Annotated in this window: 26 protein-coding genes; 11 read left to right on the forward strand and 15 right to left on the reverse strand. The window is 58.5% G+C overall.

Annotated elements, in window-relative coordinates; translation table 11 throughout:
* Window positions 1-15: 15 nt before the first annotated feature.
* The 10 genes from ACQR3R_RS26180 to exaC all read right to left on the reverse strand — a co-directional run bounded on the left by ACQR3R_RS26180 (window position 16) and on the right by exaC (window position 11,026).
* Window positions 16-984 carry a LysR substrate-binding domain-containing protein gene (locus ACQR3R_RS26180; RefSeq protein WP_428276835.1) on the reverse strand — a complete coding sequence of 323 codons (969 nt, stop codon included), beginning with the start codon at window positions 982-984 and terminating at the stop codon, window positions 16-18.
* Window positions 985-1,548: 564 nt separating this feature from the next.
* On the reverse strand, window positions 1,549-2,295 hold the full coding sequence (locus ACQR3R_RS26185; RefSeq protein WP_428277227.1) for a S24 family peptidase: 747 nt from the start codon (window positions 2,293-2,295) through the stop codon (window positions 1,549-1,551).
* Between the two features lie 226 nt (window positions 2,296-2,521).
* The gene (ppa, locus tag ACQR3R_RS26190; RefSeq protein WP_008052339.1) at window positions 2,522-3,049 is read right to left on the reverse strand and encodes an inorganic diphosphatase; all 528 of its coding nucleotides are present in this window, start codon (window positions 3,047-3,049) and stop codon (window positions 2,522-2,524) included.
* 102 nt (window positions 3,050-3,151) lie between these two features.
* Complete coding sequence (locus ACQR3R_RS26195) at window positions 3,152-3,964, reverse strand: zinc-dependent peptidase (RefSeq protein WP_428276837.1); 813 nt, start codon at window positions 3,962-3,964, stop codon at window positions 3,152-3,154.
* Between the two features lie 6 nt (window positions 3,965-3,970).
* Complete coding sequence (locus ACQR3R_RS26200; protein ID WP_428276839.1) at window positions 3,971-4,627, reverse strand: DedA family protein; 657 nt, start codon at window positions 4,625-4,627, stop codon at window positions 3,971-3,973.
* A 228-nt stretch (window positions 4,628-4,855) separates the two neighbouring features.
* Complete coding sequence (locus ACQR3R_RS26205; RefSeq protein WP_428276841.1) at window positions 4,856-5,317, reverse strand: GNAT family N-acetyltransferase; 462 nt, start codon at window positions 5,315-5,317, stop codon at window positions 4,856-4,858.
* A gap of 118 nt (window positions 5,318-5,435) precedes the next feature.
* The gene (eutC, locus tag ACQR3R_RS26210; protein ID WP_428276843.1) at window positions 5,436-6,260 is read right to left on the reverse strand and encodes an ethanolamine ammonia-lyase subunit EutC; all 825 of its coding nucleotides are present in this window, start codon (window positions 6,258-6,260) and stop codon (window positions 5,436-5,438) included.
* Between the two features lie 8 nt (window positions 6,261-6,268).
* A complete protein-coding gene (locus ACQR3R_RS26215; RefSeq protein WP_428276845.1) occupies window positions 6,269-7,663 on the reverse strand; it encodes an ethanolamine ammonia-lyase subunit EutB in 1,395 nt (464 codons plus the stop codon).
* A gap of 203 nt (window positions 7,664-7,866) precedes the next feature.
* Window positions 7,867-9,237, reverse strand: a complete 1,371-nt coding sequence (gene eat, locus ACQR3R_RS26220) for an ethanolamine permease (RefSeq protein ID WP_428276846.1) — start codon at window positions 9,235-9,237, stop codon at window positions 7,867-7,869.
* Between the two features lie 268 nt (window positions 9,238-9,505).
* The gene (gene exaC, locus ACQR3R_RS26225; RefSeq protein ID WP_428276848.1) at window positions 9,506-11,026 is read right to left on the reverse strand and encodes an acetaldehyde dehydrogenase ExaC; all 1,521 of its coding nucleotides are present in this window, start codon (window positions 11,024-11,026) and stop codon (window positions 9,506-9,508) included.
* A gap of 300 nt (window positions 11,027-11,326) precedes the next feature.
* Between exaC and ACQR3R_RS26230 the strand changes: the two genes are divergently transcribed.
* From ACQR3R_RS26230 to ACQR3R_RS26245, 4 genes are all read left to right on the forward strand, one after another.
* The gene (locus ACQR3R_RS26230) at window positions 11,327-13,240 is read left to right on the forward strand and encodes a sigma 54-interacting transcriptional regulator (protein ID WP_428276850.1); all 1,914 of its coding nucleotides are present in this window, start codon (window positions 11,327-11,329) and stop codon (window positions 13,238-13,240) included.
* Window positions 13,241-13,397: 157 nt separating this feature from the next.
* A complete protein-coding gene (gene mpl / locus ACQR3R_RS26235) occupies window positions 13,398-14,747 on the forward strand; it encodes a UDP-N-acetylmuramate:L-alanyl-gamma-D-glutamyl-meso-diaminopimelate ligase (RefSeq protein WP_428276852.1) in 1,350 nt (449 codons plus the stop codon).
* A complete protein-coding gene (gene ubiX, locus ACQR3R_RS26240; protein ID WP_428276854.1) occupies window positions 14,744-15,376 on the forward strand; it encodes a flavin prenyltransferase UbiX in 633 nt (210 codons plus the stop codon). The genes mpl and ubiX overlap by 4 nt, the downstream gene beginning before the upstream one ends.
* Window positions 15,369-15,653: a YceK/YidQ family lipoprotein gene (locus tag ACQR3R_RS26245; protein WP_428276856.1), complete on the forward strand. Its 285-nt coding sequence runs from the start codon at window positions 15,369-15,371 to the stop codon at window positions 15,651-15,653. Before ubiX ends, ACQR3R_RS26245 begins: the two co-directional genes overlap by 8 nt.
* 89 nt (window positions 15,654-15,742) lie before the next feature.
* On the opposite strand, the gene ACQR3R_RS26250 is transcribed toward ACQR3R_RS26245, so the two are convergent.
* The 3 genes from ACQR3R_RS26250 to ACQR3R_RS26260 all read right to left on the reverse strand — a co-directional run bounded on the left by ACQR3R_RS26250 (window position 15,743) and on the right by ACQR3R_RS26260 (window position 18,689).
* Window positions 15,743-16,384: an NAD(P)H-binding protein gene (locus tag ACQR3R_RS26250; protein ID WP_428276858.1), complete on the reverse strand. Its 642-nt coding sequence runs from the start codon at window positions 16,382-16,384 to the stop codon at window positions 15,743-15,745.
* Between the two features lie 27 nt (window positions 16,385-16,411).
* Entirely contained in the window at window positions 16,412-18,130 is a 1,719-nt protein-coding gene (locus ACQR3R_RS26255; RefSeq protein ID WP_428276860.1) for a C13 family peptidase, read from the reverse strand.
* 103 nt (window positions 18,131-18,233) lie between these two features.
* Window positions 18,234-18,689 (reverse strand): MaoC/PaaZ C-terminal domain-containing protein, encoded by a 456-nt coding sequence (locus ACQR3R_RS26260; RefSeq protein WP_428276862.1) that lies wholly within the window; start codon window positions 18,687-18,689, stop codon window positions 18,234-18,236.
* Between the two features lie 202 nt (window positions 18,690-18,891).
* Between ACQR3R_RS26260 and ACQR3R_RS26265 the strand changes: the two genes are divergently transcribed.
* From ACQR3R_RS26265 to ACQR3R_RS26275, 3 genes are read left to right on the forward strand one after another with little or no spacing between them, the layout of a single operon-like run.
* Entirely contained in the window at window positions 18,892-19,254 is a 363-nt protein-coding gene (locus ACQR3R_RS26265; RefSeq protein ID WP_428276864.1) for a CidA/LrgA family protein, read from the forward strand.
* Window positions 19,251-19,967 carry an LrgB family protein gene (locus ACQR3R_RS26270; protein ID WP_428276866.1) on the forward strand — a complete coding sequence of 239 codons (717 nt, stop codon included), beginning with the start codon at window positions 19,251-19,253 and terminating at the stop codon, window positions 19,965-19,967. Before ACQR3R_RS26265 ends, ACQR3R_RS26270 begins: the two co-directional genes overlap by 4 nt.
* A gap of 10 nt (window positions 19,968-19,977) precedes the next feature.
* Window positions 19,978-20,568 (forward strand): LON peptidase substrate-binding domain-containing protein, encoded by a 591-nt coding sequence (locus ACQR3R_RS26275; RefSeq protein ID WP_428276868.1) that lies wholly within the window; start codon window positions 19,978-19,980, stop codon window positions 20,566-20,568.
* Here ACQR3R_RS26275 and ACQR3R_RS26280 read toward each other — a convergent pair whose 3' ends face one another.
* Together ACQR3R_RS26280 and ACQR3R_RS26285 are read right to left on the reverse strand one after the other, a co-directional pair.
* Window positions 20,569-21,885 (reverse strand): VTT domain-containing protein, encoded by a 1,317-nt coding sequence (locus ACQR3R_RS26280; protein ID WP_428276870.1) that lies wholly within the window; start codon window positions 21,883-21,885, stop codon window positions 20,569-20,571. It lies immediately after the preceding gene.
* 28 nt (window positions 21,886-21,913) lie between these two features.
* A complete protein-coding gene (locus ACQR3R_RS26285; RefSeq protein ID WP_428276872.1) occupies window positions 21,914-22,609 on the reverse strand; it encodes a DNA-3-methyladenine glycosylase in 696 nt (231 codons plus the stop codon).
* 189 nt (window positions 22,610-22,798) lie between these two features.
* Here ACQR3R_RS26285 and ACQR3R_RS26290 point away from each other — a divergent pair, with 189 nt between their 5' ends.
* The 4 genes from ACQR3R_RS26290 to rlmH all read left to right on the forward strand — a co-directional run bounded on the left by ACQR3R_RS26290 (window position 22,799) and on the right by rlmH (window position 25,804).
* A complete protein-coding gene (locus ACQR3R_RS26290) occupies window positions 22,799-24,070 on the forward strand; it encodes a glutamate-5-semialdehyde dehydrogenase (RefSeq protein WP_428276874.1) in 1,272 nt (423 codons plus the stop codon).
* A gap of 1 nt (window position 24,071) precedes the next feature.
* Complete coding sequence (gene nadD, locus ACQR3R_RS26295; protein WP_428276876.1) at window positions 24,072-24,761, forward strand: nicotinate-nucleotide adenylyltransferase; 690 nt, start codon at window positions 24,072-24,074, stop codon at window positions 24,759-24,761.
* 71 nt (window positions 24,762-24,832) lie between these two features.
* Complete coding sequence (rsfS, locus tag ACQR3R_RS26300) at window positions 24,833-25,327, forward strand: ribosome silencing factor (protein WP_428276878.1); 495 nt, start codon at window positions 24,833-24,835, stop codon at window positions 25,325-25,327.
* A 9-nt stretch (window positions 25,328-25,336) separates the two neighbouring features.
* Window positions 25,337-25,804: a 23S rRNA (pseudouridine(1915)-N(3))-methyltransferase RlmH gene (rlmH, locus tag ACQR3R_RS26305; protein ID WP_007937439.1), complete on the forward strand. Its 468-nt coding sequence runs from the start codon at window positions 25,337-25,339 to the stop codon at window positions 25,802-25,804.
* The last annotated feature ends 9 nt before the right edge of the window (window positions 25,805-25,813 follow it).

Consider the following 25,813-nt stretch of genomic DNA (forward strand, 5'->3'; position numbering starts at 1 on the left):
ACCAGGATCAAGCCGTCAAAGGACGATTTGCTTGCGCTCGTCAGACTCGCAACGGGCCTGATTCAAGCACTCGCGAAACAGCCGTGCCGCCGGCCCCAAGGCTCGCGTGTTTGAGAAGAAACAACCGATATCGCCAAACTGCAATGGCGCGCCCAAGTCGAAAGCCTTCAGTAAACCGGCACTGACAAACTGCTGAGAAGCTTCGTAGGGCATTAGCGCCACGGTCTGCTGATCCTGCATCAGAGTGATGTTGGTGAGTATCGACAGCGACTCGACCACGTTGCCCGGTGTGGCCAGGTCCGCGTCTGCAAACAGCTTGTCGGCGGTTCGGCGCAGCAAAGAGTCGCGGGTCGGGAGCACCCACGGATACTTATGCAAATCGGCAAGACTGACCGGCGACTGTTCGTGCAATGGATGGTTGGCCCCGGCCACCACACTCAACTCTTCGGCGTACAGCACCTCGACGTCGAGCATCGGTGACTCGTTGCGCCAGCGCCAATCGTCAGGCACGCGACCCACCACCAGATCGACTTCACCCACTGCCAGCGCCGGGAACAATTGGTCCATCTGCCCAACCCGCAACGACACCAATACGCCAGGCGCCTGTTGCTTGAGTAACTGCATGGCTCGGGGCAGCAAAGACGTCGATGCAGAGATCAGTGTGCCCACCATCACATGCCCGGAGGTCCCCTCCTGAAAGGCGTTGACCTCGTCGGTCAGCGAGCGCAGTTCGGCCAGCAACGACTTGGCGCGCCGCACCACTAACTCACCCAATTCGGTGGCGGTAACGCCCCGATTCCCACGGATCAGCAACGGCGCATCGAAGTATGACTCCAGCTCATGAATGATCTTGGTCACTGCTGGCTGAGTAAGGTTGAGCGCTTGTGCCGCTCGCACCAGCGAACCACTTTGCAGCACCTGATCGAAGACCACCAACTGGTAAAACTTGAGCTTGCGGGCAACTGAGATCGTGGTGAACTTCATGCAAAACCTCAAGTTACGCCTCGGTGCAGCGGGCAGCCTGAACCGTGGTCGATGGTGTGCGGGAGGGCGCTATAGTAATCACAAACGAGCGGAGACGGGGAAGGGGGCGCAATGTCGAGAGCCGCCAGGATTTGCCTTGGCGACTTGCAAAATAGTGTCAGGCTGTCTTCTCTTGCGTTAAATGATTCGATGTCACAGGAGGGTTGAGCACGCGGCAATCATTTTTCAATCAAGGGCCACATCGTGATGAGTGTGCTTATTCCAGACATTAAAAAGCCGGCTTGTGGCCGGCTTCTCGGGGACTGGCTTGGTTCATTTTTGGTAAACCGCGCCAGCCTTCAAAACTTACACCCGGATCTTGCGTCCGGCTGTGGGACTTGGCGAGAAAGTCATCTGCCTTGTCAGTGCGATCTGAGCCGCGAAGGGGGTCGATGCGCAAATGTGGGGCGCAGCATACTGATTTTTTTGAAGAATTCCCAGCCTTGGTGTGCGGTGTTGAGTGATGACAAGGTGTGCCGCAACTGTCGAACTTAACCGTCGGCAGCGGTCACAATGTCCTGTTTTTTAGAGAAAAGGCACAGACGGCCTGCGTTTGTTGAGCGTTGACCACCAGAACACCCAGCCCAGCACTCTGATGTTCTGGAGGTCGATTTGTTCGGCATTGAAAAATTCGTCCGGGTGCTCGTCCCTGTTGAAGCTGCGCAGCCGTAGAGCGTTTCCTGGCATTCGGTGCAGGTATTTGATTCGCAGCATTCCGTCATGCTCGATCGCGTAGATTTCGCCATCGATTATTTGCGTTAGCCCGCGATCAATCGCGAGGATTGAACCGTCTTCAATTTTTTCGCCCATGCTGTTGCCAATCATGTGCAAGCAGACGGCGTCCGCATGGGCGATTTCCAGGGACTCGAGGTGGCTTTTGGGTAAGCGCACGACGTGTCCTGGTTCTTCGATGACATGAGTTTTATAAGAGCCGGGCGCGATGGCGGTTTCTTTGTAGACGGGCAGTTCGATGTCGACGGGTTCGATGACCGTATATATGCCGCGCAAAGCCTGAGCATCAAACGTGTTGCCTTCGTGATCAAGCAAGTGCAGATGCTTGGCGTCCTGTGGTCCTTCACAGGTTTTGAGCCATTGGCTGTTGACCGAGAACTTTCTGGCTACTTCTTCCATGTAGTGGGCCGGCACACCACGGGTGTACCAGTTGTGGACGTTTTGCGGCACGGTGCCCAGATATTCGGCAAATCCCGTGGTCGTAATGTTCGCCGCTTTAAGGAGTAATTTGAACCGTGGACCGCTAGTGTTCTTTTTCATAAACACGAGTCTACGGGCGTGGAGCGGGGGTTTGAATAAACAAACCGTTCAAATTGCGAGGGAAATTTACGTCCGGATGTAAGACGTCTGACGCGCAAATTAAACAAGAAAAAACCGAACTCGGTCGTTATTAAACGCGCTGTTTAAGATCGCTACGACCACAAACGAAAAACCCCGGAGTACCGGGGTTTTGATGACGATGGCAACTGGACGCTGCCGTCGCTGCTTAGCCTTTGTAGGCAGCAACCGACTTAGTGATCGCGTCGCGAGCGGCGTCTGCACCGGCCCAGCCTTCGATCTTCACCCATTTGCCTTTTTCGAGGTCTTTGTAGTTAGCGAAGAAGTGCTCGATCTGCTGAATCAGCAGGGGTGGCAGATCGGTGTATTCCTTCACGTCCACGTACAGCTGGGACAGCTTGTCGTGTGGAACTGCGATGACTTTGGCATCGCCGCCGCCGTCGTCTGTCATGTTCAGGATGCCGACCGGACGGGCGCGGATGACCGAGCCTGGCGCAACCGGGTAAGGCGTCACAACCAGCACGTCGAGGGGGTCGCCATCGTCAGCCAGGGTGTTCGGGATGTAACCGTAGTTGGCCGGGTAGAACATCGGGGTGGCCATGAAACGGTCAACGAACAGGCAATCGCTGTCTTTGTCGATTTCGTATTTGATCGGCGCGTGGTTGGCCGGAATCTCGATAGCGACGTAGATGTCGTTCGGCAGGTCTTTGCCAGCCGGAATCTTGCTGTAGCTCATTGGGCGGTGCCCCCGTTAGTTGACCAAAAACACTTGGCCGGATTGACCAAAAAGTGGCCGCGATTATAGGCATATTCCGCCATCGATGCCACGTACCCGACCTTAGTCGGGTGTCTGATAGACCGGGTCTTCGGCCTGAAGTTGCTTGAGCCTTTGCCACGGATCCTGACGGTAAAACAGCTTCAACTGTTCATAGACCTGCGGATAAGCCTGGTGCAGCAAATCCGGGGCGCTGAAAAAATACTCGCTGGTGACCGCGAAAAATTCCGCAGGGTTTTCAGCCGCGTAGGGATCTATGGCGGTTTGTGCGTCTGGATCACGCTCAAGTTGCTGATCGAGATCATCGTAGGCCTGCTGCATAACCGTGGCCCAGTCGCTGACGCGCATGTCGGGATGTAACGGTGGCAGGCCGTTCGCGTCGCCGTTGAGCATGTCGAGTTTGTGCGCGAGTTCGTGGATTACCAGGTTGTAACCTTCCCAGCCGCCACTGGCCATAACGCCCGGCCAGGCGAGAATGACCGGCCCCTGTTGCCAGGCTTCGCCACTGTGCTCACCGTTCCACTCATGTTCGACGCCGCTGGCATCGCGGTGGCGCTGCGGGCTGAGAAAGTCATCGGGGTAGAGAATGATTTCGTGAAAACCCTGATACCAATTCAAGTCGCCCAAGTGCATCAGCGGCAACTGCGCTTGAGCGGCAAGCAGCAGGCGTTGCTCCTGATGGAGTTCAATGCCCGGTAACGGAGTCAGGTGTTTTTCTTGCAGGAACAGCACGCAGGCTTCGCGCAGCCACTTATCTTCAGCGGCGTTGATGCCGTCCAGAAAACTAAGGTGTTTGCGCACCCGTTGCCACACGTCATCGGCAATCGGGTGCTTGGCCAAGGTACGCCGGCGACGCCAGGCGCTGAGCGACCACATGCCGGATCAGCGCGATTCGGCTTTGGAGTTCGAACCGCCGAAACGGCTGCGCACGACGCCGATGATCATCGGCACCAGTGACAGCAGAATGATGCCGACCACCAGCAACGACAGGTTCTTCTTGATGAACGGCACATTGCCGAAGAAATAACCGAGTGTCACCAGGCCACCGACCCACAGGATCGTGCCAAACACGCTGAAACCGAAGAATCGTGGGTAAGGCATCTTGGCAATGCCGGCGACGAACGGTGCAAACGTGCGGATGATGGGCAGGAAACGCGCCAAGGTCACGGTTTTGCCGCCGTGCTTATCGTAGAAGTCGTGAGTTTGCTGCAGGTAGTCGCGACGGAAGATTTTCGAGTTCGGGTTGCTGAACAATCGTTCTCCGGCCGTGCGGCCGATGACGTAATTGGTGCTGTCGCCGAGGATGGCAGCCAGCATCAGCAGGCCTCCGAGCAACACCGGGTCCATGCCGCCGCCCGCGGCTACAGCGCCTGCGATAAACAGCAGCGAATCGCCAGGCAGGAACGGCATCACTACCAGGCCGGTTTCGCAGAAGATCACTAGAAACAGAATGGCGTAGATCCATGGCCCGTAGTTATTTACCAGCAAGTCGAGGTAAACATCGAGATGCAGGATAAGGTCGAGCGGGTTGAAATCCATGGAGAGCACCTATGGTGATGGCCCGACTCTGCAGGCCTGTGCGGATGACTTCACGAAAGCCTACAGACGAGTGTAGTTTTTCTTACAAGCCGGAAAGGTCGGCATTATACGGATTGAAAGGTGAAAAGCGTGTCGAGTTTGTAGCGGGGGATGTCTCAAGAGACGGGCGGTGCGCGCGGGTTTTTTGTAGGTGCGAGCGAGCTCGCTCCTACTTTTATTCGCTGTGGATCAGAGTTCGTCGCTGATCGGCAACACGTAGTTCTTGAACTCGGTGTCTTCCTTGAACCCGATGGATTCATACGTTTTCTGCGCGACTTCATTGTTGCTGCTGGTGGAAACCCGCATGCGAACCGCATTGGTTTCCTTGGCCATTTTCTTTGCAGTACGAATCAGATTGTCTGCCACCAATTGGCGGCGCGCGTCTTCGGCAACGTAGATATCGTTGAGGATCCACACACGTTTGAGCGAAAGCGAAGAAAAACTGGGGTAGAGCTGACAGAAACCCATCAATTTGTGGCTGTCATCATCAGCCAGCGCCAGATAGATAACCGATTCCTTGCGGCGCAGACGTTTTTCGAGAAATGCTCTGGATGAGTCCGGATACGGCAAGGAGCCATAAAACTCGCGATATTTGACGAACAAAGGCGTCAGCAAATCCAGATGTTCGAGGGTCGCTTGGATAATCCGCATGGTAGGTCTCGTCTTCAAGTGGCTGTCTTCACGTGCTCTGACGGCAAACGGTTCTCACCCGGGCAGCCGTGCGTCGATCCTGCCTGAAACGGGGGCGCAAACGCAATGCAGAAACGGTTCAGGCATCGGGCGGGCCGAGCAGGAAGTTACCTTTCATGTTCGCGCCAGTGTCCGACTCCAGCGTCTGAAGCTGCGCTTCGTCCTTCAGGTTGACGCCCGACAACTGCCGCCGACAGGCTTCGCGCATCAGGTACAGCAAACGGTGTGCCGCCATGCCGTAGCTCAAGCCCTCAAGCCGTACATTGGAAATGCAGTTGCGATAGGCATCTGTCAGGCCGACTTTGGGCTGGTAGGTAAAATACAGGCCCAAGCTGTCTGGCGAGCTGAGGCCCGGACGCTCGCCGATCAGAATCACCACCATTTTTGCGCCCAGCAGTTCACCGATCTCGTCGGCCACGGCGACTCGGCCTTGTTCCACCAGGACAATGGGTGAGACAGACCAGCCTTCAGCTGCAATCTGCTCCTCCATTCTCGACAGAAACGGCAGCGTATGGCGATGAACCGCCAGCGCCGACAAACCATCGGCAACCACAATCGCCAAGTCGACACCGCCCGGATGCGCCACGGCGTAATCGCGCAATGTTTTCGCCGACTCATCACTTAACTTTCGCCCCAGATCGGGACGTTGCAGGTAACTGTTGCGGTCTATTGCGGCGCTGTGCAGTACCAGGCTTTCACTGCCGCGCTCGGTCAGTTGCGAGGTGAGCCCGACATGGTCGAACGGTAAATGCACGGCATCTCGTGCCTGGGCGTGGGCGAACTGGAACTCCAGCTGCGCGCCAGTGGGCAGGCTGGTGCCGGTGCGGCCCAGTGCAATACGGGCCGGCGTCAGGCGACGCAGTTCCAGCCATGGGTTCTGCGGATCGGCAGGTGGTTTATCCATATCAACACTCATCCCAATTGTGCCAAAGCTTGGCGGAAGGCTGGCGGCAGGCTGTTGCCGAAGTGAACCTTGCCGTCGGCCTGGGTGAATATGCCCATTTTGGCCAGCCACTGTTCAAACTCCGGCGCGGGTTTCAGGCCCAGCGTCTGCCGCGCGTAGAGCGCGTCGTGAAACGATGTGGTCTGGTAGTTGAGCATGATGTCGTCGGAGCCGGGAATGCCCATGATGAAGTTGATCCCGGCCACGCCCAGCAGCGTCAGCAGGGTGTCCATGTCGTCCTGATCAGCTTCGGCGTGGTTGGTGTAACAGATGTCGCAACCCATCGGCACGCCCAGCAGCTTGCCGCAGAAATGGTCTTCGAGGCCTGCACGAATAATCTGTTTGCCGTTGTAGAGGTATTCCGGGCCGATGAATCCGACGACGGTGTTCACTAAAAACGGTTTGAAGTGGCGGGCCACCGCGTAGGCCCGGGTTTCGCAGGTTTGTTGATCGATACCGTGATGAGCATTGGCTGACAGCGCACTGCCCTGGCCAGTTTCGAAGTACATCAGGTTCTGGCCCAAGGTGCCGCGATTCAGGCTTAAACCCGCGTCATAGCCTTCCTGCAACAGGTTCAGGTTGATGCCGAAACTGGCGTTGGCCGCTTCAGTACCGGCAATTGATTGAAACACCAGGTCCAGCGGGACACCTCGATTTACAGCTTCTATAGAGGTGGTCACATGGGTCAGCACGCAGGCTTGTGTAGGAATCTCGTAGCGTTGAATGATGGCATCGAGCATTTCCAGCATGGCGCAGATTGAGGCAATGCTGTCAGTGGCCGGGTTGATGCCAATCATCGCGTCGCCATTACCGTACAGCAGCCCGTCGAGAATACTCGCGGCGATGCCGGCCGGTTCGTCGGTGGGATGGTTCGGTTGCAGGCGTGTGGACAGCCTGCCGCGCAAACCCATCGTGCCGCGGAACTGAGTGACTACGCGGATTTTCTGCGCGACCAGCACCAGATCCTGCACACGCATGATCTTCGACACTGCCGCAACCATTTCTGGCGTCAGGCCAGGGGCGAGGGCGCGCAGGCTCTGTTCATCGGCGGCGTCACTGAGCAGCCAGTCGCGAAATCCTCCGACCGTGAGGTGGCTGACCACTGCGAAGGCCTGTTTGTCATGGGTGTCGATGATCAATCGGGTGACTTCATCCGCTTCGTAGGGAATCAGTACTTCCTGCAGGAAGTGTGTCAGCGGGATGTCTGCCAATGCCATTTGCGCGGCCACACGTTCGCCGTCGTTGAGGGCGGCAACACCGGCCAGAAAGTCCCCGGAGCGGGCTGGACTGGCCTTCGCCATGACATCCTTCAGGCTATCGAAACGATAGGTCTGGGCGCCGACGGAATGGGCAAATGTGGCCATGGGACGCTGTCCTCCTGAATCTGTGGATACTCAAAAAACACCACTTACCCCTTGTGGAGGCAGGCTTGCTCGCGAAGGCGGTGGCTCAGTCGACCTCATTGAGGCATGTCAGACCGCTTTCGCGAGTAAGCCCGTTCCCACAGGGCGATCTACGTGCACTTCAATAGGGCAGGCGCCGGGCAATCAGCCCGGCGCCAGTGCACTTAGACACCTGTGAGCATAGCGTCCACTGGTGCGTCAGAGCGTTGTTTGGCGGTCAGTTGGAAGTAAATGAAGCCTGCCGCCATGAAGCCCAGGAAAACCAGGCCAATCAGGGTGTTGAACCACGCCATCGCCACCAGGCACACCACGGCCAGGAACAGCGCAATGCCCGGCACGATCGGATAACCGGGTGCGCGGAAGGTGCGTTCCAGGTTTGGCTCGGTTTTGCGCAACTTGAACAGGCTTAACATGCTGATGATGTACATCACGATGGCGCCGAATACCGACATGGTGATCATCGCGGCGGTCAGGGTCATGCCTTGCAGGTTAACCAGGCCGTCGCTGTAAATCGCCGCAATGCCGATCACGCCACCTGCCAGAATCGCCCGGTGCGGGGTCTGAAAACGCGACAGTTTGGCCAGCGAGCGCGGTAGATAACCGGCACGCGCCAGCGCAAAGAACTGTCGCGAGTAACCCAGGATGATCCCGTGAAAGCTTGCCACCAGGCCGAACAGGCCAATCCAGACCAGCATGTGCATCCAGCTGGAATTGTTGCCAACCACGGCTTTCATTGCCTGTGGCAATGGATCGTTGATGTTCGACAATTGACGCCAGTCCCCGACACCGCCGGCCATTACCATCACGCCAATAGCCAGGAACACCAAGGTCAGGATGCCGCTGACATAGGCTTTAGGGATGGTCCGTTTCGGGTCTTTGGCTTCTTCGGCAGCCATCGCCGCGCCCTCGATAGCCAGGAAAAACCAGATGGCAAATGGGATCGCCGCAAAAATCCCGGGAATCGACGCCATGCTGAATTCGTTGGCGCCAGACCACCCGTTGAGTACGAAATTACTGAAGCTGAAGCCCGGCGCAACCACGCCCATGAACACCAGCAATTCGGCGACTGCCAGCACGGTGACGACCAGTTCAAAAGTGGCCGCGATACTGACGCCTAGAATGTTCAGGGTCATGAACACGAAGTAGGCACCGACTGCCGCAAGCTTTGGGTCCAGTTCGGGGTATTGCACGTTTAGATAGGCGCCGATGGCCATGGCAATCGCCGGGGGCGCGAACACAAATTCGATCAGGGTGGCGATGCCGGCGATCAGGCCGCCCTTTTCGCCGAACGCCCGACGGCTGTAGGCAAACGGCCCGCCAGCGTGGGGAATTGCGGTAGTCAATTCGGTAAAACTGAAGATAAAACAGGTGTACATCGTCGCCACCATCAACGCAGTGACGAGAAAACCCAGCGTACCTGCAGTGCCCCAGCCGTAACTCCAGCCGAAATACTCGCCGGAAATCACCAGGCCGACGGCAATGCCCCATAAATGCAGGGTGCCGAGTGTGGGTTTGAGCTGTGTAGTAGAAGTCATAAGTCCTCGCTGTCTTTTTTATTGTTTGATCTGTTGGACTTGCGGATACGACGTTTTACAGGTGAAGCAGGCATGCAAAGCCCGTGCCAGAGCGGCAGGGCGGTTTTTTGGGGTGTTACTGAGTACGCTTTCGCGGGCAGGCCCACTTCCACATTGGACTTGTGTTGGCCCGCCTATGTGAATTCGTCACAAATCCAATGTGGGAGCGGGCTTGCTCGCGAAAGCGGTGGAAGGGACGACACAGAAACACCTGCATCGCCCCGGTTTCTTAGAAGAAGCCCAGTGGATTGATGTCGTAGCTCACCAGCAGGTTTTTGGTCTGCTGGTAGTGATCGAGCATCATCTTGTGGGTTTCACGGCCGACGCCGGACTTTTTGTAACCACCGAACGCGGCGTGCGCCGGGTACAGGTGATAGCAGTTGGTCCAGACACGACCGGCCTTGATGGCGCGGCCCATGCGATAGGCGCGGTTGATGTCGCGGGTCCAGAGGCCGGCGCCGAGGCCGAACTCGGTATCGTTGGCGATGGCCAGGGCTTCGGCTTCGTCCTTGAAGGTGGTGATGCTCACCACTGGGCCAAAGATTTCTTCCTGGAACACGCGCATTTTATTGGTGCCCTTGAGCAAGGTCGGCTGGATGTAATACCCGGTCGCCAGGTTGCCCTCGAGTTTTTCCACCTTGCCGCCAGTCAGCAATTCGGCGCCTTCGCCCTTGGCAATTTCCAGGTACGAAAGAATTTTGTCGAATTGCTGCTCGGAGGCCTGGGCGCCGACCATGGTGTCGGTGTCCAGCGGGTCGCCACGTTTGATCGACAGGACTTTTTTCATCACTACTTTCATGAAGTCGTCGTAGATCGATTCCTGCACCAGTGCCCGGGACGGGCAAGTGCACACTTCGCCTTGGTTGAAGAACGCCAGCACCAGGCCTTCGGCGGCTTTTTCGATGAAGGTTTCTTCGGCTTGCATGATGTCGGCGAAGAAGATGTTTGGCGACTTGCCACCCAGCTCCACGGTGGACGGAATAATGTTTTCAGCGGCGGCGTGCATGATGTGCGAGCCGACCGGAGTCGAACCGGTGAAGGCGATTTTGGCAATGCGTTTGCTGGTGGCCAACGCTTCGCCGGCCTCTTTGCCGAAACCTTGCACGACGTTGAGCACGCCGGGCGGCAGCAGGTCGCCGATCAGTTCCATCAGCACCGTGATGCCGAGCGGCGTTTGCTCGGCAGGCTTGAGCACCACGCAGTTACCCGCCGCCAGCGCCGGGGCAAGCTTCCACGCGGCCATCAGGATCGGGAAGTTCCACGGGATGATCTGTCCGACCACGCCCAGTGGTTCATGGATGTGATAAGCGACGGTATTGCCATCGATTTCGGCGGCGCTGCCTTCTTGCGCGCGGATGCAACCGGCGAAGTAGCGGAAGTGGTCAGCGGCCAGCGGAATATCAGCGTTGAGGGTTTCGCGAACGGCTTTGCCGTTGTCCCAGGATTCGGTGATCGCCAGCAGTTCCAGATTCTGCTCGATGCGGTCGGCAATTTTCAGCAGCACCAGCGAGCGGGCCTGAGCAGAAGTAGCGCCCCAAGCGTCGGCAGCCGCGTGGGCGGCGTCCAGCGCTTTGTCGATGTCTTCGGCTGTAGAGCGCGGGAATTCGGCAATCGGTTGGCCATTGACTGGCGAAGTATTGGTGAAGTACTGACCTTTGACAGGCGCGACGAACTCGCCGCCGATGTAGTTACCGTATTGGCTCTTGAACGAAACGATAGCGCCTTCAGTACCGGGGTGAGCGTAACGCATGGTGAAGTTCTCCTTGGCTTTTGTACTTATAAGGAAGTCGCGCGTGTGCGCTTGCTATAAGCGTAGAGCAAAGGTTGGGCCAGTGCCTTGCGGGCCCGGTAATACGGGGTGTTGCGCCGTTTTTGTCGGACAAGCGGGCACGGGTTGTGGTGGTTTCGGTACACCCTGGAGGACACTTTGTACCGTTTATGGCACAACCCGTGACCGGCCAGTCTCGCCAGCATTGCAATGCATCGAGTGCTGGAGGATGCTGAGCGTCACCTCAATCCGGGACGCAGGCTCAGGGGAGAATAATAAGAAATGCACGACAACCATCTCAGTCGCCATGCCCGGCAAGTGCTCACCGTCACCCAGGGCAAATCTCACCTGCAGGGGCCTGGCAGCGACCCGTCGATTGCTCGTTCCTGGCTGCGTTGTCTTGAGGATTATCATCTCGATCCGGCCCTGACGATGGCGCCGACCGTACTTGAGCATGGCCGTGTCCTGGAAAGCCGCGAACGGTTGCAGCAAGTGCTGCACATCGCTGGTAATGAAATGACCAGCCTTCACCAGCAACTGTCCGGCGCTGGCCATGCAGTGCTGCTGACGGATGCCCGTGGTGTCATCCTCAACTGCGTTACCGCACCGGCCGAACGAAAGATTTTTGAGCGCGCAGGCTTGTGGCTAGGGGCTGACTGGAGCGAAGCCTGTGAGGGTACCAACGGCATTGGCACGTGCCTGGTGGAGCGACAGGCGCTGACCATTCATCAGGGCGAACATTTTCGTGGGCGTCACACTGGCCTGACCTGCTCGGCGAGCCCAGTGTTCGACCCTCACGGCGAATTGCTTGCCGTACTGGATGTGTCGTCCGCGCGACACGATGTTTCGCGCCAGAGCCAGTTTCACACCATGGCGCTGGTCAACCTGTGTGCCAAGACCATCGAAAGCTGCTATTTCCTGCGTTATTTCGACAATCAATGGTTGCTGCGTTTTCACGTGCAGGCCGATTCTGTAGGGCTGTTCAGTGAAGGTTTGCTGGCGTTCGATGGGGAAGGGCGAGTCAGTGCGGTCAATCAGAGCGCGCTGAATTTGCTGGGGCACGTGCGCGGCGGATTATTGGGCAAGCCTGTGGAGGCATTTTTCGACTGCACGCTGGATGAGCTGCTCGGCCGTGCCAGCGTTCATGCGAGCGCCAGTTGGCCATTGCGCACCCGTGACGGGCGGAGTCTGTTTGCGATGCTGCGAGGCCAGCCGCGCAGCATTCCGGTGCCGGTGGCGCCAACCCTGGCGATTGCCGAGCGTTCGCGTTTGCCGGGTATCTGCCTCGGTGACGTGGCGTTGCAGGAGCATTTTCGTAAATCGTTGCGAGTCTTCGAGCGTGACGTGCCGCTGCTGATCAACGGCGAGACCGGTTCGGGCAAAGAAGCTTTCGCCAAAGCCGTGCACCATGCCAGCCTGCGGTCAGAAAAAGCCTTCGTCGCCCTGAACTGCGCAGCCATTCCTGAAAGCCTGATTGAAAGTGAGTTGTTCGGTTATCGCGGCGGCAGTTTCACCGGTGCGCGTAAGGAAGGCATGCGCGGTAAGTTGCAGCAGGCCGACGGCGGCACGTTGTTTCTGGATGAAATTGGCGACATGCCATTGGCGCTGCAAACCCGCTTGTTGAGGGTGCTGGAAGATCGCCAGGTGGTACCGATTGGCGGCGAGCCCGAGTCGGTCAACGTGCGGGTCATCAGCGCCACACACCGTGATTTGCTGGCGCGGGTTCAGGACGGTAGTTTCCGCGAGGATTTGTATTACCGGCTCAATGGGCTGGAAATTGCTTTGCCGGCATTGCGCGATCGCAGCGATAAATCCTCATTGCTGGATTTTTTGCTGGCCGAAGAGGCTGTCGGCGAAACGGTGGTGATCGATGGGCCTGCGCGACAGGCGTTGCTGAGTTTCGATTGGCCCGGGAATGTGCGGCAATTGCGCAATGTGTTGCGCACACTGGTGGCATTGTGTGACGGCGGGCGGATCGTGCTGGAGGATTTGCCGGCGATGATTCGCCTGGCCAGACCTGAATGGGTAGCGGCGGTAGAGGAGCCTTCAGATCGTCCGCTGGATGATGCCGAGCGCCTGGCGCTGCTGAATGCGCTTGAGCAAACACGCTGGCACATGACTCATACCGCCGAGCAGTTGGGGGTAAGTCGCAATACTCTGTATAGAAAGCTGCGCAAACACGGCATCTCCCGATAAACCGGGTTGCCCCCATCGCGAGCAGGCTCGCTCCCACACGGTCTACTCAGTCATTGTGGGGAAGAGCCTGCTCGCGAAGGGGCCATCAGCACAGAAACACAAGGTGCGAATTTCCCCACCCTAAGCTAACCTGCGGCCATGTTTTACGAGGTCGACTATGCACATTCATATTCTTGGTATCTGCGGCACTTTCATGGGTTCGATGGCTGTTCTGGCCAAGGAGCTGGGCCATCACGTGACAGGCTCCGATGCCAACGTCTATCCGCCGATGAGCACTCAGCTGGAGGCTCAAGGCATTCAGTTGACCCAGGGTTACGACCCCGCGCAACTTGATCCGGCGCCAGATCTGGTGGTGATCGGTAACGCCATGTCGCGTGGCAATCCCGCGGTTGAATACGTGCTGAACAAGGGCCTGCCTTACGTTTCGGGCCCGCAATGGCTGGCGGATCACGTGCTGCAAGGTCGTTGGGTGCTGGCGGTTGCCGGCACTCACGGCAAAACAACTACCAGCAGCATGCTTGCCTGGGTTCTGGAGCACGCGGGCATGAGCCCGGGGTTCCTGATTGGTGGCGTGCCGCAGAATTTCTCGGTGTCGGCCCGGTTGGGCGACACGCCGTTCTTCGTGATCGAAGCCGACGAATACGACAGCGCCTTTTTCGACAAGCGTTCGAAGTTCGTTCATTACCGCCCGCGTACGGCAATTTTGAACAATCTTGAGTTCGATCATGCTGATATCTTCCCCGATCTACCGGCGATCGAGCGACAGTTTCATCATTTGGTGCGAACCATTCCGAGTGAGGGTTTGGTGATCCATCCGACCACCGAGCCGGCCTTGTCGCGGGTTATCGAAATGGGGTGCTGGACGCCCGTGCAAACCACTGGAGCTGGTGGCCAGTGGCAGGTCAAACTGCTGAGCGAGGACGGCTCGAAATTCGAAGTGGTGTTCGAAGGCGTGGCCCAAGGTGTGGTCGAGTGGGACATGACCGGTCAGCATAACGTCGCCAATGCCTTGGCAACGTTGGCGGCGGCGCGTCATGTGGGTGTTGTTCCGGCCATGGGCATCGCCGCGCTGAGCGCCTTCAAAAGCGTGAAGCGCCGAATGGAGAAAGTCGCAGAAGTGCGCGGTATCACCATTTACGACGACTTTGCGCACCACCCAACCGCCATCGCCACCACACTCGACGGTCTGCGCAAGAAGATTGGCGAAGCGCCGTTGATTGCCATCATCGAGCCGCGCTCCAACTCTATGAAACTCGGTGCGCACCGTGACGGTTTGCCGGAAAGCGTGGCCGATGCCGACCAGGTAATTTGGTACGCGCCAGCCAATCTTGGCTGGGATTTGGCCGCCACGGCGGCGCAGTGCACAGTGCCGTCGGTTGTCAGCGATTCGCTAGAAGGCATCATCGCGCGCGTCAAAAGTCAGGCTCAGCCGGGCACACATGTGGTGATCATGAGTAACGGCGGCTTCGGCGGTCTGCACGGCAAACTCGCCGAGGCGCTGCAATGAATAACGGCCCGGAACGCGTCACGCTGGCAATGACGGGCGCTTCCGGCGCCCAATACGGTTTGCGCCTGCTCGATTGCCTGGTGCGCGAAGACCGTGAGGTGCATTTCCTGATATCCAAAGCTGCGCAATTGGTGATGGCCACCGAAACCGACGTTTCGCTGCCGCCCAAACCGCAGATGATGCAGGCCTTCCTGACTGAATACACCGGGGCTGCCGCCGGGCAGATTCGGGTGTATGGCAAGGAAGACTGGATGTCGCCGGTGGCCTCGGGCTCCGGAGCGCCGGCAGCCATGGTGGTGGTGCCATGTTCCACCGGCACGTTATCGGCGATTGCGACTGGCGCGTGCAACAACCTGATCGAGCGTGCCGCAGACGTCACGTTGAAGGAGCGTCGCCAGCTGATTTTGGTGCCACGTGAGGCGCCATACTCCAGCATCCACCTGGAACACATGCTCAAGTTGTCGAACATGGGCGTGACGATCTTGCCGGCGTCGCCGGGTTTTTATCATCAGCCACAGACCATCGATGACCTGATCGACTTCGTGGTGGCGAGGATTCTCAATCTGCTTAACATCCCGCAAGACATGCTGCCGCGCTGGGGCGAACATCACCTGACCAGCGATGAATAAGCTGTTGGTGATCGCGCTGGCGCTGCAACTGGCTGGCTGCGCAACTGCGCGTACGCTGGATGCCGCCAAACCTGGGGCGCCCGTGGTGTACTCGGGGACGCGCCTGGATCTGTACGCGATGAATGGCGGTTGCTGCGCCAAGGATCGCTTTGGTGCCGAAGCGCCGAGTTATCCCGGTGTTGATCTGCCCGCGAGTGCCTTGCTCGATACGCTGCTGTTGCCACTGTCGGTATTGACCGTAATCGGCGTGAGTTTTCAGGCGACGGGTGGCTTGTAAAGAGCAGGCTCGTGCACTGGATGTGCGACCGACACTCATCAAATGTGGGAGCGAGCCTGCTCGCGAAAGCGCCTGAAAGCGCAGCAGGACTATTTGCCGAGTTTGCGCAACTCATCCGACTCAATCACCCGCACGCCATCTTGTTCTTCCAGCGCTAGTCGCCACATGGCGCGGGCCAACTGACAGGCTTCGATGCCGCGATATTTGCCGGGGATCAGGCGCGAAAATGGCGCCGCAAGTTGTTCTGCCAAGCGCGGTTCGATGCGGTCACCCAACAGCAGTGAAGGCCGGCAAATGGTCAGTTGCGGCCAGTCTTGCGCGCGCAGTGCCTGTTCCATTTCTCCTTTGACCCGGCTATAGAAAATCGAAGATTTCGGATCGGCGCCCAATGCGCTGATCACGATCAAGTGCCTGGCGCCCATTTCCCGTGCACGTTTGGCGAATGCCACCACCATGTCGAAGTCTACGGCGCGGAATGCTTCTTCCGAGCCTGCCTGTTTGATCGTGGTGCCCAGGCAGCAATAGGCAATGTCGACTCGACCATTCAATTGCGGCAGGAACACGGCCGGGTCACCGACCGGGTTTTCCAGGTGAGGATGCTCCGCGAGCGGCCGGCGGGATGGCGCCAATACCCGAGTAATCGTTGGTTCGTTGAGCAGGCGATCCAGCAAGTGTTCACCTGTCAAACCGGTAGCTCCGGCAAGCAATACGTGCTGAGGCGTCAAGTACATAGTGTTTCCCCCTTGATACTGTTCAGCTTAGTTGCTCTTTGCATCCTTGCTGCTGATAGAGACACTTTGCAGTGCCTTTCGTGCTTGCTGTTTGCGTAACAATTGCCAGTGAGAGAGTACGGTTTTCGGTGCCCATATTTGCGGTTCGGACGCTTCAAAGTTGTCTGCCAGCTCTCGTTCGGCCACGGTGGCTTTGGCCAGTTTGAAGGCTTGTTCCAGGTCGTCGGTCTGATTCAGCGCCTGGGCGAACAGTGCGTCGCCAAAATAGGTGAAGTTGGCTTCTTCAGAGCAACCGAAGGACACCCGATCTGCGCGTGAGGCCGTCATGACCAGGGTTCGTTCATCCTTGAGGGCGGGAATAAAACCGCCGGAGTAGCAGGATGAAATCACGATGATCTTGTCACGGTTTTTCAGCGGGGCGAGGACGGCGGCCAGCTCGTCGGCCGGCAGGTCAGACAGTTCCATGCGCGGCTGATCGAGTACCAGTTCATGCTCGCTGGTGCCGTGGCTTGTCAGGTAGATGAAGATCAAGTCTTCCGGGCCGCTGCGTTCGGCGAGGGTCAAGGCTGCGCGACGCAAGTTTTCCCGGGTGGCCATCGGGCGATCGACCAGGTGATCGCGGTGGTTCACCAAACGGATCTGGCCGAACGCGCCGAAGCGGCTGAGCAGCATGTTGCTGACGTAATCGGATTCGCGCAGGAATACGCTTTGTTTCCCGTCACCGCCGACAGTCAAGGTGTACAGCTCAATCGCTGGCGTCGAGGCAGGCACAGCGGCCAATGTGTCTTCAAGCAGCCGTCCTTGAGCCAACAAGCCTAATTCGAGGCTGTCGGGAAGCAATTTGCCGTCGGCATCACGTACTCGCTGGCCATTGACCCATGTCCCGCTCTGCACCGTACCGTCGGTCATTACCAGCGTTCCGTGGCCTTGGTAGTTGTCGCTGTCGAACTGGCCGATGTAGAAGCTGCCATCGGCCAGGTTCAATCGGCCTTGGCCGGTGAAGCGCCAATCGCTGAACTGACCAATGTAATGGCTGCCGTCAACGCCGATCAGCTCACCCTTGCCGTTCAGCGAGCCTTCCTTGAACTGGCCTAGCCAGACATCGCCGTCGGCGTTCTCGTAGCGGCCCTTGCCGTGCAGTTGGCTGTTTTTGAAGCCGCCGACGTAGATGTCGCCATCGGCACTGTTGAAGGTTCCGTTGCCTTCCAGCTGACCATCGACGAAATGCCCGGTGAACTGGTTGCCGCTGGCATCGCCACGCTGGCCTTCACCATTGGGTTTGCCGTGGGCAAACTGACCTTGGTACGAGCTGCCATCGTCGAGCTCAAGACGTCCAAGCCCAGAGTACTGGTCGGCTTTGAACTCGCCGCGGTAGGTCATGCCGTTTTCTTTGAGGGTGCCTTCGCCGTCCCGTCGGCCCGCTTTGAACCCGCCGGTGTAGCTACTGCCGTTGGTGGTCAGCGTGCCTTGGCCATCGAACAGGCCTTGACTGAATTGCCCCCGGTAAACCTCGCCATTACTGCCGTGCCATTCGCCCTGGCCATGCCATTGGCCCTTGTCGAAGTCGCCGGCGTACCAGCTGCCATTCGGGTAGTCGATTCGGCCCTGGCCCTGCAACAGTCCGTTGACCAGTTCGCCGCGATAGCGTCCGCCGTCCGGCAAGCGGGCGTCAGGAGGCAACAGCGATTCGCCATCACCGCAAGCGGTGAGCAATAGGGTCAAAGCGAGGAGTGCAAGTGAGCGCATAGCGGGATCCGGGCAATTAGGCGACCGAGTATGCCGCAGCTCTATGGCTTATATATAGAGAGAGGGCGCGAAACAGCATGAGCTGCTTCGCATCCGGGATGATTTACACGAAGCACAAGGACAGAGGCTCGGCGATATATGCCGGTTTTTCCGAACCTTCGATCTCAAGCGTAGCCGTGGCCTTGAGCAGCCACTGGCCGGGTTTTTTCTCGGTAACTTCGGTCAGATCGACCTTGAGCCGCACATTGGAGTCGACCTTGACCGGCTGAATGAAGCGAACGCTGTCGAGGCCGTAGTTGACCACCATCTTCAAGCCTTCCGGCAGGATGAGGATGTCTTCCATCAGTTTCGGGATGAGCGACAACGACAGAAAGCCGTGGGCAATGGTGCTGCCAAAAGGCGTTTGTGCCGCTTTGACCGGGTCAACATGGATGAACTGATAGTCTCCTGTGGCTTCGGCGAACAGGTTGATACGCTCCTGATCGATGGTGAGCCATTCGGAACGTCCAAGTTCCTTGCCGACATAATCTTTGAGCTCTGCAACAGGAACATAGGGCATTGAGACTCTCCTTGGGTTCATCGATTTTTATAGTTTGAGTGCTGGGATTTGGCCTGCCGAATTACCACTTTAGATCAACATGGCAAATTGCTCCGGTCAACTGACCATGCTTATGGCGAATGCCGGTCTATAGGCTTGGCGTGCTTATAATGGTCGGCCCGCCAGTGCGAGTGCGGGTGACGAGTTTTGCGAGGGATGAAGGATGTTGTTACGTGGCCTGACCTGGCTGGTGCTGTTCCAATTGCTTGGCACGGCCCTCAACCATTTGATATTGCCTGTGCTGCCGGGCCCGATCATCGGCCTGCTGTTATTGCTGGTGTTCCTGATTTATCGCGGTCAGGTCGGTGAACCGCTGAGTCTCGCGGCCAGCAGTTTATTGCGTTACCTGCCGTTGCTGCTGGTGCCGCCGGCTGTCGGTGTCATGGTGTATGCCAAAGACATTGCCGCCGATTTTTGGGCCATTGTCGGTGCGCTGGTGTTGTCGCTGCTGTTGTCCATGGCGTTCGCCGGCGTGCTGATGCAGCGCATGGTCAAGCGTCACGCACACCGCGAGGACCGGAGATGATTGTCGATTGGCAAGGCGCGTGGGCCTCGGTTATTCATCATCCACTGTTCGGGATAGGCATCACCCTCGGCGCGTATCAGTTGGTGTTGGCGGCCTTCGAGAAAACCCGCTGGGTTTTTCTGCAGCCGGTTCTGGTGTCCATGTTGCTGGTCATCGGTATTTTGGTGGGGTGTGGATTGACCTATGCCGAATACCGCAAGAGCACTGAAATTCTCAGTATTTTGCTGGGCCCGGCGACGGTGGCGCTGGCGGTGCCGCTTTACCTCAATCTACGGCGCATCCGGCAGTTGTTCTGGCCGATTTTTACTACGCTGGTGATAGGTGGCGTGGTCGCCACGGGCATGGGCGTGTTGCTCGGCTGGTCGTTCGGCGCAGAACACATGATTCTGATGACCATGGCGCCGAAGTCGGTCACTTCACCGATCGCCATGCTGGTCGCCGAGCAAATTGGCGGCGTGGCGGCATTGGCAGCGGTGTTTGTGTTGATCACCGGCGTGATTGGCGCGATTTTTGGGCCGAGTCTTTTGACCAGGCTTGGTGTCCACAGTCCAGAGGCCCGCGGAATGGCGCTGGGCATGACGGCCCACGCGGTCGGCACCTCGGTGGCGTTACACGAAAGTGAAGAATGTGGCGCGTTTGCGGCGCTGGCGATGAGTTTGATGGGGGTAGCCACGGCCGTTTTCCTGCCGTTGGCAGTGTCGATGGTGGTGTAAGGAAATGTCTATGAGCTTGCCGCTTTTTCCGCTGAACACGGTGTTGTTTCCTGGTTGCATCCTCGACTTGCAGATTTTCGAGGCGCGCTACCTCGACATGATCGGTCGCTGCATGAAGCAGGGCGGCGGGTTCGGCGTGGTGTGCATTCTTGACGGTGAAGAAGTGGGTATCGCCCCCGAAGGCTATGCGCTGGTTGGTTGCGAAGCGCTGATCACCGATTTCAAGCAGCAGGACAACGGCCTGCTGGGGATTCGGGTGCAGGGTGGTCGACGCTTCAACGTGCTGCGCACCGACATTCAGCGCGATCAGTTGACCGTCGCCGACGTGGATTGGCTCGAAGACGAACCCGAACAGCCATTACAGGATGAAGATGCCGATCTGGTCGCGCTGTTGAAGGCGTTGGCCGAGCATCCCATGGTCGAGGCGCTGAACATGGGCACCGAAGCGACCGGCCAGCAGTCGCTGGCCAATCAGTTGGCGTATCTGTTGCCGTTCGCCGAGGTCGACAAGGTTGATCTGCTGCAGCTCGACGACCCGCAGCAGCGACTGGATGCGATCCAGGCGCTGCTGGATGAGTTGCAGGGCGAGCTGTTCGCCTGATCAGTAGGCGTATCGCAGCATGGCGTGCGGCAAATGCCGCAGCAGGAAGAATGCGAACATCGCCACCAGCGCCGGCAGTACCAGCCACCAGACTTTAGGTGGCATGGCGTTAAGCGGTGTCTGGCGCTGGCTCAGCCATAAACTCGCAGCACACACGCACGCCGCCAGCATCGCACCTGCCAGCACATCCGTCGGCCAATGCGCGCCCAGATAAACTCGCGATATGGCAATCGCCAATGCCGGCAAGCATCCCAGCAGCAGCCAGGTCAGGCGCATCCGTGGCGGTTGTCCGCGACCGGCAAGCACGGCGAGCGTCAGGAATAACGCAAAGGAACCCGAAGCATGGCCGCTTGGCATGCTGTAGCTGACCAGTGGGTCGCTCAGCACTTCCGGGCGCATGCGAGCAAAAAAATGCTTGGTCACGGTATTCGCCAGCGCCGTGCAAAGCAGTGTGCTGCACGTGAACACTGCCTGGCGCCACTGACGTGTGATCAGCAACAGGCCGGTGAGCACGGCGCTGAACATCAGCATGTTGCGGAACTCACCGATCAGCGTGAACGTCACCGCAACGTCATCGAGCATCGGGCTGCGGTGTTCCTGGACTAAGGTCATTACCCCTTGATCGAGGGCGGTCAGGTACGGGTAACCGATGAACAGTCCGGCCAGAATCAGCAAACTCATGCCGGCAATCAGCAGCGTTGCCTTGCGATGGCGACGCAGGCTGCTGGTGACGCTCAAACCGACCATCAACGCGATACTGCCGGCGACGATTCCGGCTTCAGGCCAGAAACCTTCAGGCAATGGCAAGCGAATGGCCGCGCCCGTGGCCCAACCAGGCAGCAAGTACGCAATGCTCCAGCCAGCGGCGGCCAGCAGGCTGACCGCTGCGAAACGCGGGAAGGGCATGTCGAACATCCCGGCGACCATCGGCAGCATCGGGCGCAGCGGGCCAATGAAACGACCCACCAGCAGACTGGCGATGCCGTAACGCTGGAAATACGACTCGGCGCCAGCAATCCATTCCGGATGGTGGCGCAGCCCCGGCAAACGCCGGATATTCTGATGAAAATGACGTCCTAGAAAATACGACACCGCATCGCCGAGCAAGCCGCCCAGAAACCCCAGCAACAGTGTTTCGCTCAGCGACAGGGCGCCACTGCCGGCTAAAACTGCCACGGCAAACAGCAGCACGGTGCCGGGCACTATCAACCCGGCGATCGCCAGGCATTCCACAAAAGCCACTATGAACACTGCTGCGGCCAGCCACTGAGGGTTCACCGTCAACCATCCCGTCACGCTATCGAGCCATGGGCCCATAAAAACAACTCCATCTTATTGATTGTGTTCACAGCAAAACGTAATCGCGACCTTCGACCTGCCCGCGTCTTAGCGGGTTTCGCGTGCAATACGGGGCGTAGGCGGCATCCACGAAGCGGTACATCAAGTGTTCGTCGCGCCCATGCGGTATGCCGAGGCGAGTGGTCTGGATGATGTGGGCCGGCGCCGGGCCGACATCTTCTACCAGCAGTACCTCATGATCAAAGCGCTTGGCGTCCCACACGGGCACTTTCAATCCCAGCGCCTTGCACAGCAACGTCTGGCCCGCGCAGAGTTTTTGCGAGGGGCGAGGCCGACCTTGAGCGTCAGGGTTGTTGACCAGCATCTGCGCCAGGCTCGCAGGCCCGCTAAAGTCATCGACCCACGGATAGGCGGATTTGATCAGTACGGCATTGCCTGGGCCGTGAGCACTGAAGTTCAACGAATCGCCACCACGGGCGTAATACATGTAGATGTGTCCGCCATCCAGAAACAAAGCCTTACGCTTTTCTGTGTAGCCGAGGGATGCGTGGCTGCCTTTTTCTTCGAAATAATAGGCTTCGGTCTCGATAATCCGGGCGCTGAGCCACAGATCGCCCACGCGATGGCGGATGACTTTACCGAGTAACTCCCGGGCCAGAATTTGCGCGTCACGGTCGAAAAATGTGTCCGGAAGTGGCGTGGGCAGGCTCGAAACGGACGCGCGAACAGTGAGGTTGGACATGATGGACGGCGTTAATCAGGGCTGATTGAGGCGTGATGATAACAATTTGCAGCTTAATCCCTGCTGAACGTCGGCAAATCGCCCTCCATTTCGACCATCCGCCTGTCACCGCTGTTAGTCAGTGGGCGCGACAGCTATAATCTGCCGCTTTACTCTTTACCACGACCTTAGCAAAGACCACTCCAGACCATGACTGAGTCCGTTCTTGACTACATGACCCGCTTGGGTCGCGCAGCCCGCGAAGCTTCTCGCGTAATTGGCCGTGCCAGCACCGCGCAAAAGAATCGCGCATTGCAGGCTGCTGCCAATGCGCTGGACGCTGCACGCGCCGAGCTGACCGCTGCCAATGAGCTGGATCTGGCGGCGGGTCGCGCAAATGGTCTTGAACCTGCGCTGCTTGAGCGTCTGGCGCTCACCCCCGAGCGTATCGACGGCATGATCGTAGGTCTGCGCCAGGTGGCGGCCCTGCCGGACCCGGTTGGCGCGATCCGTGACATGAGTTTTCGCCCGTCCGGCATTCAGGTCGGCAAGATGCGCGTGCCGCTGGGCGTGATCGGCATCATCTATGAGTCACGACCTAACGTGACCATCGACGCCGCCAGCCTGTGCCTGAAGTCCGGTAACGCGACCATTTTGCGTGGCGGTTCTGAAGCCATTCATTCCAATCGCGCCATCGCCGCGTGTATCCAGCGTGGCCTAGCTGAAGCTGAGCTGCCCGCAGCCGTGGTTCAGGTGGTCGAAACCACTGACCGTGCTGCCGTTGGGGCGTTGATCACCATGCCCGAATACGTCGATGTCATCGTCCCGCGTGGCGGCCGTGGCCTGATCGAGCGCGTCAGCCGCGATGCGCGCGTACCGGTGATCAAACACTTGGACGGCATTTGCCACGTTTACGTGAGTGCCAACGCCGATCTGCAAAAAGCCCAGCGTATTGCCTTTAATGCCAAGACCTACCGTTACGGTATTTGCGGCGCGATGGAAACGTTGCTGGTGGATCAAGCCGTCGCCAAAGACTTCCTGCCATCGATGGCCGCCCAGTTCCGCGAAAAAGGCGTCGAGCTCCGCGGTTGCGAGCGCACGCGGGCGATCATCGATGCGCTGGCGGCTACCGAGGAAGACTGGAACACCGAGTACCTCGCTCCGATCCTGTCGATTCGTGTCGTCGATGGCCTGGATCAGGCGATCGAGCACATTAATCAGCATGGCTCCCATCACACTGATTCGATTGTCAGCGAAAACCTGGGCGATACCCGACGCTTCGTTGCAGAAGTCGATTCGTCGTCGGTGATGATCAACACGCCGACGTGCTTCGCTGACGGCTTCGAATACGGATTGGGTGCCGAGATAGGTATTTCTACTGATAAGCTGCACGCCCGCGGCCCGGTAGGTCTGGAAGGCCTGACCTGCGAGAAGTACATCGTGGTCGGTGATGGCCAGTTGCGCGGCCAGGCGTCGGTCTGACTTGAGCGACTTCGAGCCATCAGGCCCGGTAGCCACCAGCGAGCCAGTGCCACGACGCATCGGCATGCTGGGCGGGACTTTCGATCCGGTACACATCGGCCATTTGCGCGGTGCACTGGAAGTTGCCGAAGCGCTGGGTCTTGATGAGTTGCGACTGACACCCAGTGCCAGGCCGCCTCACCGGGGCACGCCGCAAGTGTCGGCGAAAGACCGGTTGGCGATGGTTGAATGCGCGGTAGCCGGTGTGGCGCCGTTGGTGGTGGACGCCCGCGAATTGCAGCGGGACAAACCGTCCTACACCATTGATACCCTGGAACTGATGCGTGCCGAATTGGCCGCTGAAGACCAGGTTTTTCTACTTTTGGGCTGGGACGCTTTTTGCGGCCTGCCCACTTGGCACCGCTGGGAAGAGTTGCTCCAGCATTGCCACATCCTGGTGCTGCAACGCCCGGATGCCGACAGCGAACCGCCGGATGCCTTGCGCAACCTGCTGGCAGCGCGCTCGGTGAGTGACCCGCTGGCCCTCAAAGGGCCGAGCGGACAGATTGCATTCGTCTGGCAGACACCGCTCGCGGTTTCCGCCACCCAGATCCGTCAACTGCTGGCCAGCGGTAAGTCGGTACGTTTCCTGGTGCCCGACGCGGTCCTGGCCTACATCGATGCGCACGGACTTTACCGTGCGTCGAACTGAAAGAGGCGCGCTTCAAGGCACGTAATCACGTGTATTGAAGCGCCCTAACATACGAGCAAAACGAGTTTTATATGACTGACAAAGACGTAAGCAAAGTTAAGCGCAAAGGCACGTTCAAGAGCGCTCCGCTGCCAGTAGAGGCTCCAACTGGCGCACCACTGACCGGCGAAGAGCTGGTCAAGGTGGCCGTTGCGGCCCTGGAAGACGTCAAGGCCCAGGACATCCAGGTGATCGACGTTCGTGAAAAGCAGAGCATTACTGACTTCATGATCATCGCCACCGGTACCTCCAACCGCCAGATCGGCGCGATGCTGGACAAGGTTCGCGAAGCCGTCAAAGCCCTGGGCGTCAAGCCGCTGGGTGAAGAAGGCAAGGGCGACAGCGACTGGGTGCTGCTGGATATGGACGATGTGATCGTGCACATGATGACCGCCTCGGCTCGTCAGTTTTACGACCTGGAGCGTCTGTGGTCCGGTGCAGAACAGAGCCGTGCTCTGAACGCGGCTCACCACAGCCCGGAAAACACCCATGAGCATTTCATCAAGCTCAACAAAGACCAGCAGTAAGGGTTCGCTGTGCGACTGCGACTGATCGCCGTCGGTTCACGCATGCCCAAATGGGTGGAAGAAGGCTGGCATGAATATGCCAAGCGTCTTCCTTCCGAGCTGGCGCTGGAACTGGTGGAAATACCGCTCAATACCCGGGGCAAGAATGCCGACGTGGCTCGTTTCATCCGTCAGGAAGGCGAGGCCATGCTGGCCAAGGTCGGGCCGAATGAGCGCGTGGTTACTCTCGAAGTCCATGGCAAGCCCTGGAGCACCGAGCAACTGGCGGTAGAGCTAGATCGCTGGCGGCTGGACTCGCGCACAGTGAATTTCATGGTCGGCGGCCCCGAAGGGCTGGCGCCGGAAGTCTGTGCACGGGCCGATCAGCGTTGGTCGTTATCGCCGTTGACGTTGCCGCACCCGCTGGTGCGGATCCTGATCGGCGAACAGCTGTATCGTGCCTGGACAGTGTTGTCCGGTCACCCTTACCACAAGTAGTTCTGCCCT

Origin of the sequence: Gordonia sp. IEGM753 (assembly GCF_050321825.1) — a bacterium.
GTDB lineage: Bacteria > Pseudomonadota > Gammaproteobacteria > Pseudomonadales > Pseudomonadaceae > Aquipseudomonas.